This is a genomic window from Leptolyngbya sp. CCNP1308 (genome assembly GCF_034932455.1).
Taxonomy (GTDB): domain Bacteria; phylum Cyanobacteriota; class Cyanobacteriia; order Phormidesmidales; family Phormidesmidaceae; genus Nodosilinea.
In genome coordinates, this window is the sequence record NZ_JAYGIH010000006.1 from 18,340 (window position 1) to 29,285 (window position 10,946).

Annotated in this window: 7 protein-coding genes; 4 read left to right on the top strand and 3 right to left on the bottom strand. The window is 55.8% G+C overall.

The window, feature by feature from the left end:
• Positions 1–75: 75 nt before the first annotated feature.
• Positions 76–1,998 carry an acetate--CoA ligase family protein gene (locus VB780_RS04585; RefSeq protein ID WP_323349958.1) on the bottom strand — a complete coding sequence of 641 codons (1,923 nt, stop codon included), beginning with the start codon at positions 1,996–1,998 and terminating at the stop codon, positions 76–78.
• Positions 1,999–2,273: 275 nt separating this feature from the next.
• Positions 2,274–3,284 carry an adenosyl-hopene transferase HpnH gene (hpnH, locus tag VB780_RS04590; protein ID WP_323349959.1) on the bottom strand — a complete coding sequence of 337 codons (1,011 nt, stop codon included), beginning with the start codon at positions 3,282–3,284 and terminating at the stop codon, positions 2,274–2,276.
• 381 nt (positions 3,285–3,665) lie between these two features.
• On the opposite strand from hpnH, the gene VB780_RS04595 reads away from it, so the two are divergent.
• From VB780_RS04595 to VB780_RS04610, 4 genes are all read left to right on the top strand, one after another.
• The gene (locus VB780_RS04595) at positions 3,666–4,511 is read left to right on the top strand and encodes a phytoene/squalene synthase family protein (protein WP_323349960.1); all 846 of its coding nucleotides are present in this window, start codon (positions 3,666–3,668) and stop codon (positions 4,509–4,511) included.
• A 218-nt stretch (positions 4,512–4,729) separates the two neighbouring features.
• Positions 4,730–6,118, top strand: coding sequence for an aspartate aminotransferase family protein (locus tag VB780_RS04600; RefSeq protein ID WP_323349961.1), 1,389 nt, complete (start codon positions 4,730–4,732; stop codon positions 6,116–6,118).
• Positions 6,119–6,126: 8 nt separating this feature from the next.
• On the top strand, positions 6,127–7,209 hold the full coding sequence (locus VB780_RS04605; RefSeq protein ID WP_323349962.1) for a sulfotransferase: 1,083 nt from the start codon (positions 6,127–6,129) through the stop codon (positions 7,207–7,209).
• Between the two features lie 702 nt (positions 7,210–7,911).
• On the top strand, positions 7,912–9,258 hold the full coding sequence (locus VB780_RS04610; RefSeq protein WP_323349963.1) for a diguanylate cyclase: 1,347 nt from the start codon (positions 7,912–7,914) through the stop codon (positions 9,256–9,258).
• 14 nt (positions 9,259–9,272) lie between these two features.
• Here VB780_RS04610 and VB780_RS04615 read toward each other — a convergent pair whose 3' ends face one another.
• A complete protein-coding gene (locus VB780_RS04615) occupies positions 9,273–10,907 on the bottom strand; it encodes a cyclic peptide export ABC transporter (RefSeq protein WP_323349964.1) in 1,635 nt (544 codons plus the stop codon).
• Positions 10,908–10,946 lie beyond the last annotated feature (39 nt).

Here is a 10,946-nt window from a genome sequence, read left to right on the forward strand (position 1 = left end):
AGAGCACGAGATCGCAGGCTGGGCTCTCGTCCCGACTCAGCGTTGAATTTCCCGAGATGGTGGTTACTAGAATCCTTAGGCCAAGATTGTCCCAATCTCCTTGAGGTAAACACGGCTAAAGGGTTCGCTGCCGCCCAAACGGTATTGCTCAATCAGCCCCTGGCGGCGAATCGAGACATTGCCCCCCTCGCGCACCACCACCGTCGAATGGGGAAATACATCGCGGGTGAGCAGGGCTTCCGTTTCGGTGGGATTGTCTAAGACAACCATGTCGCTGCCCGAGTAGAACACCCCATCTTGCTCAAAGGTCTCGCCGCGATATTCTGCAATCAACAGGTCGAGTCGGGGGTTGCGCAGCAGGTTGCTCACATTGACGTTGTAGGTTGGGCTCAAAACCTTTTCAGAGCGGTTGATCAGCACCCCATCCCGACACACCGCCCCGATCACCCAGTTGGGGTACTGCAACAGGAGATGGTCAATCAACATTTGCAAATCGCCCATGGAAACCCGGTTAAAGGTCACGATGGGAATTCGGGGGCTGGTTTCGGCGGGGAAGAAGGTTTCTAAAATGGGTGAGGTGACATCGACGCGATCGCCCACCGACGGGTTGAGGTGCATCGAAATCCCTGGGGCCGAGTTGATTTCAAGAATGCCAAAATTGCCGTCTTTCCACGATCGCGACAGATCGCGGGTAATCGCATCAATGCCCAAGCAGGTCAACCGAAAGTGTTGCGCAATATCCTGCGCCAAAATCACATTGTCGGGGTGAATAGTGGGGGTGGCGTCAATGCTGACCCCCCCGGCAGACAGGTTGGCCACCTTGCGCAGGTAGACGGTGCGGTCTTCCTCCAATATGCTCTCTAGCGTGAACCCCTGCTGATCTAGATAGACCTCCATGGCATTGTCGGCTTTGATTTTGCCCAGGGGAGAGGTTGGGGTGTCGCTGCGGGCGGCAGCTCGGTTTGCGTCGCGAATCAGTTCGCTGATGGTCGATTGGCCATCCCCGGTGACCGAAGCGGGTTTGCGCTCCATGGCCGCCACAAATCGACCGTTGACGCACAAAATTCGAAAGTCGGAGCCAGCGATACTCGTTTCGACAATCACCTCCACCGGCTGGTCACCAGGAATGGCCTCAACGGCGCGATCGAAGGCGGCTTCTAGCTCTTCACTGTCGCCTACGTCGGCGGTGACCCCTTCTCCCTTATGCCCCGACACCGGCTTCACCGCAATGGGGTAGCCGATGCGATCGGCAGCGGCTAGAGCCTCGCTGCGAGTTACTACAATCTCTCCGCTGGGTACCGGAAACCCCAGGGTGCTGAGAAAGGCTTTGCAGTCGTCTTTGCGGGTGGTGAAGTCTGAGTCTAGGTGGCTGTCGGTGTCAAAGGTAGTGGCTACGCCGCGCACCAGCTTTTTGCCGTAGCCGTACTGCATTAAGCCCTCATCCCACAGGTAAAACGTGGGAATGCCCTTTTCGTGGGCGGTGCGCAGCAGGGCATACACCGTGGGGCCGCCATAGACCGACTGCCGAAAGACCTGCTGAAACATCTCAATTTGGTCTTCGATGTAAAAGCGCTGGCCTTGGGTGATCGCCTCAAACCAATCCCACACGGCATAGATCACCGATCGCGTTGTGCGCCCGTGCAGCGCCTCGACCGCCAAGCAGCAGCGAGCGCCCCGCTGGGTCACGCTCCACTGGTGCAGGTGTAGCCCAATATCGAGCTGGTTGACCTCGGCGGCCACCTGGGCAAAGAGATGGGCATAGGATTCGTAGGTGCGATCGCTGAGGTGAGGATAGCGATCGCCCACCGCATCGACATAGGCTTCGATCGGCAGTGGGTCGCTGTTTCCGGTAAGGGCGAAGTCAAAAACGAATGCCGCCGTATCTAAGTAAGGATTGCTGCCCTCACAGAGCCGACTATTGTGAATATCAAAGGCATCGGTCTTACGAGCGTTCACGCGGGATACCGGAAGTTGATCGAGAATCACTTGCTCCTCCAAGGCAAATACTCCTCATCCTAGGCAGAGCACCCTGCCCTTGACCTGTACCGCAGGCATGAGAAACCAGATACATTGCAGCGAACCAGGGCAGATTTGCAACTGCCCCTTCAGCGATCGCCACCCCGTAGATCTCTGCCATCAGTTGACGGAGTCGCTGATATAGCCACAGCCGACATCATTAGGCATCACGACGTTTTGTCGGCAATGATCCGCCGATCGCCCGGCACCTCTACCACCAGTGGGGCATAGGTGTGGGGCGATCGCTGCCTAGCTTCCTAAAAGAGGCTGCCCATCGCTCGCAGCATGTTTTGCGGCTGGAGGGCCGCCTCTGCCGCCGTCGGCTCGTAGCCGCAGTGCACCATGCAGTCGGCGCATTCGGGGTTGCCGCTCTTGTGGCCGTACTTTTCCCAGTCGGTGTTGTCGAGCAGTTCTTGGAAGGTTTCGTAGTGGCCTTCGTTCAGCAAGTAGCAGGGCTTTTGCCAACCCAGCACGCTGTAGCTGGGGCTGCCCCAGGGGGTGCAGTCGTAGTCTTTTTGCCCGGTCAGAAAGTCTAAGAAGAGCGGATTGTGGTTAAATTCCCACTTCTTTTTGCCCGCCGTAAACGGGGCCAAGATTTCTCGAAACAGCGCCTTGGTCTGGTCACGCTTGAGGAAGTGCTCCTGATTGGGGGCCCAATCATAGCTGTAGCCCGGCGACACCATCATGCCGTCTACTTTCAGCTCGGTGAGATAGTCAAACAGAGACTGGATTTCCTGGGGGTCGGTGCCCTCAAACACGGTGGTGTTGGTGGTGACGCGGAAGCCCCGCGCTTTGGCGGCTCGGATGGCGCTGATGGCAATATCGAAGACGCCATTGCGATCGACGCAGCGATCGTGCAGATCCTTCATGCCGTCTAGGTGCACGCTGAACGAGAGGTAGGGCGACGGCGTAAACTTATCGAGACTTTTTTCGAGCAGCAGGCCATTGGTGCAGAGGTAAACAAACTTTTTGCGCGCTACCAGACCCTGCACAATCTCGTCAATCTGGGGGTGCAGCAGCGGCTCCCCGCCGGGAATCGAAACCACCGGGGCACCGCATTCTTCCGCTGCCGCAAAGCAGTCTGCGGGCGACAGATTCTGCTTCAAGATTTCTTTGGGATGCTGAATCTTGCCGCAGCCCGAGCAGGCCAAATTGCAGCGAAACAGCGGTTCTAGCATCAACACCAGAGGATACTGCTTGCGTCCTCTAAGGCGCTGAGTGACAAGATATTGCCCCACGCCCAGGGCCTGCTGCAAACTGATTGCCATTTCTCTTCACTCCTCGGTTGGGGAGAATCCGAAAGCAGGGCCGGGCTGGGTCGCGCCTAGGCCACGACGGGTGCCGATGCTTCGAACCCCGATGTTGATACCCAACTACCGTAATTCATTTTTGCAAAAACAGTTGTCTTCAGAGCAGGCTCTCTATCGCCCTGGTATGTGGCCTGCCCCCATGACACGTTGCCAGGGTTGACGGTGTAAGATCCGGTTGACCTTGCCCTGGCCGCGAGGTTGCCTACAGGTGCCCCAGATGCTTAGTAGCCCTGGACACCATCCACGCGAATTTATTCATCGTTAATGCTCTATTAATGCCGCCAGAGTGAACGTCAACCAGTATGGTTGAAAGCCAAAGCCACGTGAGGAGAGCGATCAATGCCGTCTATTAAATCTGCGTTGGACTTGCTAAAGGAAACCAGCCGAACGTTCTTTATCCCCATCAGCCTGCTCCCCCCTGGGCTTCAGGAAGCGGTGGCCTCTGCCTACCTGTGCATGCGGGCGATCGACCAGGTTGAGGATCATCCCACCCTAGACAGCGGCACCAAAACCAGGCTGCTGCGCCAAATTAGCCTCAACCTGCAAGCGGGCACAGAAGCCTCAGCGGTGGCTGATTTTGCGGCAGGGCTCGATGGCTACAGCGGCGAGCTGGAGGAAGTGACTCTGCGCCTTGGCGAATGGGCTCTGCTGGCCCCCAGCACCATCGCCCCTCGCATCTGGGATGCCACGGCCTCTATGGCCGATCGCATGGCCTACTGGGCCGAGCAAAACTGGCGGATCAAAACCGAGACTGATCTCGATCGCTACACCTTTAGCGTGGCCGGGGCCGTGGGGCTGATGCTGTCTGACCTCTGGGCCTGGTACGACGGCACCGAAACCAGCCGCATGGAGGCGATCGGCTTTGGGCGCGGCCTGCAATCGGTGAATATTTTGCGCAACCACCTGGAAGACAAAGATCGCGGCGTCGACTTTTTCCCGGAGGGCTGGACGGCGGACGACATGCAGCGCTACGCCCGCCGCAACCTCGAGATGGCCGATGCCTATACCCAGGCCCTGCCCAAGGGGCCAGCCCTGCTGTTTTGCCGCATTCCCCTCGCCTTGGCTACTGCTACCATTGATGCCCTAGCCCAGGGCCGCGAGAAGCTCAGCCGAGCCGATGTGATGGCGATCGTGACGCCGCTGCTCGGTGTTGGCAAATCGATCGAACTTATGACTAAAGTCTAGTTAAAGGGTGTTTGAAAAGTGAATTGCTGTAGCTTGAGTCACCAGCTGATCCCCCCTGCCCCCCTTAAAAAGGGGGGTTAAAAGTCCCCCTTTTTATAGACGCTTGCGGCTTCCCGCAGGGTAGGGGGATTTAGGGGGATCTCCACTTTTGCTACAAGAAACAAGACTTTTCAAACATCCTCTTAGCTCGACTACGGCCCCCCTTACCTCGCTAGTGAATGAACATTCTCGATCGCATCGCCGAGCGGCAGCGAGACAATTTCTCGCTGCACGCCCAGTACCTCAACCCGCAGATGGTCAACGTGCTCAAGACGATTGGGTTCGATCGCCACTATGTGCGCGCCGAGGGACCTTATTTGTTTGACGACCAGGGCGATCGCTACCTCGACCTGCTCAGCGGGTTTGGCGTCTTTGCCCTGGGGCGCAACCATCCCAAAGTCGTCCAGGCGTTGCTGGATGTACTGACGGCAGAACTGCCCAACCTGGTGCAGCTGGATGTGTCGGTTCTGTCGGGGCTGCTGGCCGAAAAGCTTCAGCAGATCACACCGCCGGGGCTAGACCGCATCTTCTTCGCCAACTCCGGCACCGAAAGCGTTGAGGCGGCGATTAAATTTAGCCGCTACGCCACCGGGCGCAGCAAGATTGTCTACTGCGAAGGGGGCTACCATGGCCTCACCCTAGGATCCCTATCGGCCACGGGGGATCCGCATTTTCGGGAGGGTTTCGGCCCCTTTCTGCCCGACTTTATCGAAGTGCCGTTTGGGGATTTGGCTGCTCTGGAAAAGGCCCTGTCTCGCAAAGACGTGGCTGCCTTTATCACCGAGCCCATCCAGGGCCACGGGGTATGGATTCCGGAGGCCAGTTACCTACCGGGGGCGGCAGCGCTCTGCCGCCAATACGGCAGCCTATTCATCGCCGACGAGGTGCAGACCGGGCTGGGCCGCACGGGCAAATGGTGGGCGGTCGAGCACTTTGGCGTCGAGCCCGATCTGCTCTGCATGGCCAAGGCTCTATCCGGCGGGTTTGTGCCGGTGGGGGCCGTGGCCTGTCGGTCGTGGATTTTCGACAAAGTGTTTAACCGCATGGACCGTGCCGTGGTGCATGGCAGCACCTTTGGCAAAAACAACCTGGCCATGGCCGCCGGTCTGGCCACCCTCGACGTGCTCGAAACCGAGGGCTGGATTAACCACGCGGCCCAGATGGGGCGGCAGATTGTGGCCGATTTGCAGCCGCTAGTCGGCCAGTACGAGTGCCTGAAAGCGGTGCGGGGTCTAGGCATGATGATGGCGCTGGAATTTGGCGAACCCAAGAGCCTGACGCTAAAAATGTCGTGGAAGATGCTCGAAACCGCCAACCGGGGCCTGTTTTCTCAAATCATTACGGTGCCGCTGTTCACCCGCCACCGGATTTTGTCGCAGGTGGCGGGCTATGGCATGAACGTGGTCAAGTTTATTCCGCCTTTGACTTTGCAGGAGAGCGATCGCCGCTGGATTGTCGAGGCCGTCACCGATGTAGTAGCCGATGCCCATCGGGTGCCGGGTGCCGCTTGGGAATTTGGCAAAACCCTGGCCACCCAGGCGATGAAAACCAAAGCCGGAGCCCGGTAGCCTCAGCCATGGCGAGCTTGTTTCATCCGCTGTGCGGCAGCAACCCGCCGACCCTGCTCAGGCTGCTGCTCCAAAATGGATTGCCTGCGGCTAACCGCTGCCCCCAGGTGGCTCTGGCCCTGGCGGTGTCGCTGGCCCGCTGGCCCTTTTCGACGGCGGAACAGGTGGCGTTTGCGCTGGCACCCCAGCAGCCGATGCCCGACCCCGTCTTTATATTGGGCTACTGGCGATCGGGCACCACCCACCTGCACAATGTGATGGCCCAGTGCCCGGCCTTTGGCTACATTACGCCGCTGGCCACGGGAATGCCGTGGGATATTTTGGGGATAGTGCGATCGCTGGAACCGCTTCTAGAGCAGGCCCTGCCCCAGGATCGCTACGTCGATAATGTGGCGGTCACGCCCACCTCGCCCCAGGAAGATTCCATTCCCCTGGCGACGATGGGGGCGGCCTCCTACTACCACGGCATGTATTTTCCCCGGCAGTTTGAAACTCACTTTCGGCGGGATGTATTTGGGGAAGTCGAAGAGGCCGATGTGGAACGGTGGAAACGCCTGCATCGCCACCTGCTGCGAAAGGTTTCGGTGCACCAGGGGCACTGTCCGCTGCTGATTAAAAACCCGGTCTACACGGGCTATATTCGCCATCTGCGAGAGCTGTGGCCGGGGGCGAAGTTCATTCACATCTACCGCAACCCTTACCGGGTATTTGTCTCGGCGCGGCACTACTTTACGCGGCTGCTGCCTGAGTTGGCACTGCAAGACTACGGCGACCTGCCGATTGAGTCGCTGGTGTTAGAAAGCTACCCGTTTCTTTTGGACGCCCTCAAAACCGATACGGCAGATCTGCCCCCCAATCAATTTGCCGAACTCAGCTTTGAAGATTTTCAGAGCGATCCGCCGGGGGAGTTAAAGACTCTGTTTGAGCAACTAGAACTGCCTGATTTTGAGGCGGCACGCCCCTATTTTGAAACCTATTTAGCGGGGCTAGAAGACTACCAGCAGAACCAGTATTCTCTAGATGCTGAGACGGTTAATGCGATCGAGAATGCTTGGTTTCCCTACATTCAACGCTGGGATTACAGCTTATAGGCTCTTTTAAGAAAGTCTGCTTTTCGTTAACAACGGTACAGCTAGGGTGGCTTTCTTAGATAGGAGTTAACTCGTCTTTTGGAGCTCTAGTTTGAGCATTACTTGCCAAGTTTTTCTAATCAGCAGAGTCTTGCAGCCTGCCAGACTCTTTTGGGAGCATCCCACTTTCACGAAAACAGTGCGAAGAGGGAGAATGGAAGAGTAGCCCCAGGGCTGCACTCGCCATCACACCTGAAGACCAAAAGCAATTGGAAGCTCGTACAGCAGAAATTTTCGAGTGCGCCGAGGCCAATCAAGGCGTCAGGGGAGTCAGCCTTGATGGCGGCAAAGTCCGTCTACGTAACCTCGCGGAGTCCGATCGCCCATGACGAGACTACATCCGTTAATGCCATGTTGAGCCTGCGCTATGCCTACCTCGATAAGCAGTTCGCCAGCTGACTGTTTCATCGAAAGTGGGGTGCTTTCCTGAAACTTAGCTTAATCTTTAAAATTATGATCAATACTTTAAGTGCTGAAATATTGCTTTCCAGAAATGGTGAATAATATGGAGCATGGGGAATCTTAAGCGTTAGATCTAAATTTTCAAAACATAGTTGTGCAGCATACGAGGCGGTTTTACTTAATGAATCAAGCTTATTTGCAAAACTTAGTGAAGAAACACTTCAGAATATATGGCCTTTATCTTTACGGCTGATTCAAAAAATGCCTGATTCAAAAAATTTCGTCACAACCGAATCTGTTATTGCCTTAATCAGTGGGCTTTATATTGCGACTGGCTTTGCAGTTGTGTTCAGCATCCTTTTTTTGCTAACTTCTCTGGATCAAGCAGCCAAGCTGGCTCGATCCAAACAGGTAGATATAGCCCTGAATTTGGAAACCCGTTATTTGAAAGCGATCTTACTCGAGTACTCCGGCTGGGATGAGGCTTACGAGAATCTCATTGTTGATCTGGACGAAACCTGGATCGAAGGTAATTCTGGCCAATACCTACTCAATCAACATGGGTTTGATTTCACTCTGGCCATCAAGGCAAACAGGCAACTGGCAAACCTGAGTATCAACGACGAAGTTGAGGGACTTGAGTTTGCAAGACTTATGTCAGGTGGACTGGAAGATCTGATTGAGGAGTCTTTGCAAAATCAAGAAGGCGATGAGGGTTCGGTTGCTGGATATGTTCTTGCCGGGACTGATATCTATTTAGTCGCCCTGAGCCCGTTCAAAGATGAGAAAACCGAGGAAATTAGGCCTGATAGCTACTTGTCTCTGGGTAGACGGCTGGATGCCGAATATATTGGGAAACTTGAATCTTCCTATGAGCTTCCAGGTCTGCGCCTTGCTAACAAGATAGAAGGCCCTATGAACTCTAAGGTGCTGCTTGATGCCTCCAATCAAGCCATTGGATGTCTGACGTGGTTTGTGGAAAAGCCAAGTCTGCTCATTGCACCGAAGGTTATTGGCATCGTGACACCGTTTTTCTGTTTGGCTATATTCTTGACCCGACATTTTCTGAAACTGGATTATGCTGACCGGATTGCCTTTGAAGAGCGATTGTACAAAGAAGCTACATGTGATCCACTCACGAACATTAGCAATCGTCGGCAATTTATGACGTTGTGTCAGCAGGAGATGGCCGTTCACAGGCGCAATGGGAGAACGCTTGCCGTAGCTCTGTTTGACATCGATCATTTCAAGACCATCAACGATACCTATGGACACGCTATGGGTGACAAAGCCTTAGTCCATTTGGTTCAGGTCTGTTCTAGTGAATTGCGTGAATCTGACATTTTTGGCCGAATCGGTGGTGATGAATTTGCCGTTATCCTGCGAGAAACGCCGATTGAAGAAGCTGTTGATGTGCTCAATCGCGTCCGAAGAAAAATAAAAGCATGCCCCATCAAAACGAATCAAAACACCATCACTATAACCGTAAGTATAGGGGTAGCTCCAATGAATGATTACATAAACTTTGACAACATTCTAGAAATGGCAGATGTGGCTCTGTACAGGGCTAAAAAGAATGGGCGAAACCAGGTGTTTGTAAGTGTTTAAGGCGAAGGCTGTCTTCAGGACAGATTTTTGGTCGATGCCGGGCTCTGCTCAAATTCAATTTGACCGTAGTCGAGCTTGAGAATGCGATCGCCCACATAGAAATAGTGATCGTCGTGGCTGATCACAAACACTGTCTTGCCCTGCGCCTTTAGATCGGGCAAAAACTGGGTGTAAAACACCTGCTTGAAGGCGGGGTCTTGGTCAGCAGCCCATTCGTCAAATAGATAAATGGGGCGATTCTCCATGTAGGCGCTTAGCAAAGCCAGGCGTTTGCGCTGCCCCTGGGAGAGATTCACCGTCGAAAATTTGCCCTGGTCGATGCTCACCTTGTGGCTGAGCTGGAGCTGGTCTAAATAGCCCTGGGCTTTGCTGTCGTCGGCCTCGCCACTTAGCCCCAGCAGCCGCTCAAACAGGTAAAAATCGGCAAACACCGCCGCAAAATGCTGCCGATACCACTCTTGATTGTGCTCATCGATAGGCTGCTGATCGAGCCAGATTTCGCCCGACTGGGGCTGATAGAGGCCGGTGAGCACCTTTGCCAGGGTCGATTTGCCGCTGCCGTTGCCGCCGATGATAAAAATCAGCTCGCCGGGGTGCACGGTGAGATTCACCGGCCCCAGGGTAAATTCGGTGGCGTCGCGATCGGTGCGATAGCTGTGGGTGACCCCCTTGAGCGTTAGCTGCTGCCAGCCTGGGTCGATGGGCGGCACGGGGGCCGTGGCGATCGCGGCATCGATGCTCAGGCCCAGGGCTTTGAGCTTGTCGAGGGCGACGCTAGCCTGGCCCAGCAGCGGCAGCTTGTTCACCAGGTTTTCCATCGGCCCCAGCAGGTAGGTAAAGGTGAGCACGTAGGCGACCCGCGTATTGGGGCTAATGCCCACCCAGTGGGGCAGGGCAAACAGCACCAGCCCCACCGCAAAAAAGTAGATGAACTTGCCCCAGCTATCGAGCACGGCAAACAGACTAAGCCCCCGCTGGTTGTAGCGCTTGACCTGAAGCGCGGTGGGCTGAAGATCGATCGCAAAAAAGTCTTGGCGGCCCAGATAGTGCAGCTTGAGCTCTTTAATGCCGTCGATTAAACTGCGGAAATGCTGAAACAGCCGCTCTTGGTGGTCGCGGGCAGCGGCTAGACCGCGCCGCCCCGCCACCAAAAACCAGCGGCAGCTAACCGAGGCCACCAGGGTAATCAGCAGCACTAAGGCCAGCACCTGCCACGACAGCCACGACACGTAAACCATGCAGCCGACGGTGCCCGCAATGTTGATCATCAAAACGGGTAGGATGCTGGCGGCGGCGGCGATCGCCTGAATATCCTCAGTCAGCAGCACCAGCAGGCTGGGCAGGCCGAGGTTTTCTAGAGACTTCAGCTCCGCCGCTAAAATTTGACGACAGAGCTGGAGCTGAAGCTCAACCACCGCCGCCTGAGAAAACCGCACCAGCAAAATGCGCGACACCATCGCCGTGATCAGGGCGATCGCCCCCAGGCCCACAAACGCCGCCGCCACCAATCCCCCGGTCACCCCCTGGGCGATGGTGTAGCTGATCAGCGCAATCAGCGCCGCACTACAGCCGCCACTCACCAGGCCGGTGGCCAGGGCAATCCCCAGGGCTGGCCCAGAGGTCTGCAAGAGAAATAACAGTAAGCTCATGGCAGTCTCGCAACTCGGAGGATACGCCTGACGATGGTG

Coding starts and splice junctions, on each gene's coding strand:
- VB780_RS04595 (WP_323349960.1), top strand. CDS start 3,666: ATGCCGTCTATTAAATCTGCGTTGGACTTGCTAAAGGAAACCAGCCGA.
- VB780_RS04605 (WP_323349962.1), top strand. CDS start 6,127: ATGGCGAGCTTGTTTCATCCGCTGTGCGGCAGCAACCCGCCGACCCTG.
- hpnH (WP_323349959.1), bottom strand. CDS start 3,284: ATGGCAATCAGTTTGCAGCAGGCCCTGGGCGTGGGGCAATATCTTGTC.
- VB780_RS04615 (WP_323349964.1), bottom strand. CDS start 10,907: ATGAGCTTACTGTTATTTCTCTTGCAGACCTCTGGGCCAGCCCTGGGG.
- VB780_RS04610 (WP_323349963.1), top strand. CDS start 7,912: ATGCCTGATTCAAAAAATTTCGTCACAACCGAATCTGTTATTGCCTTA.
- VB780_RS04600 (WP_323349961.1), top strand. CDS start 4,730: ATGAACATTCTCGATCGCATCGCCGAGCGGCAGCGAGACAATTTCTCG.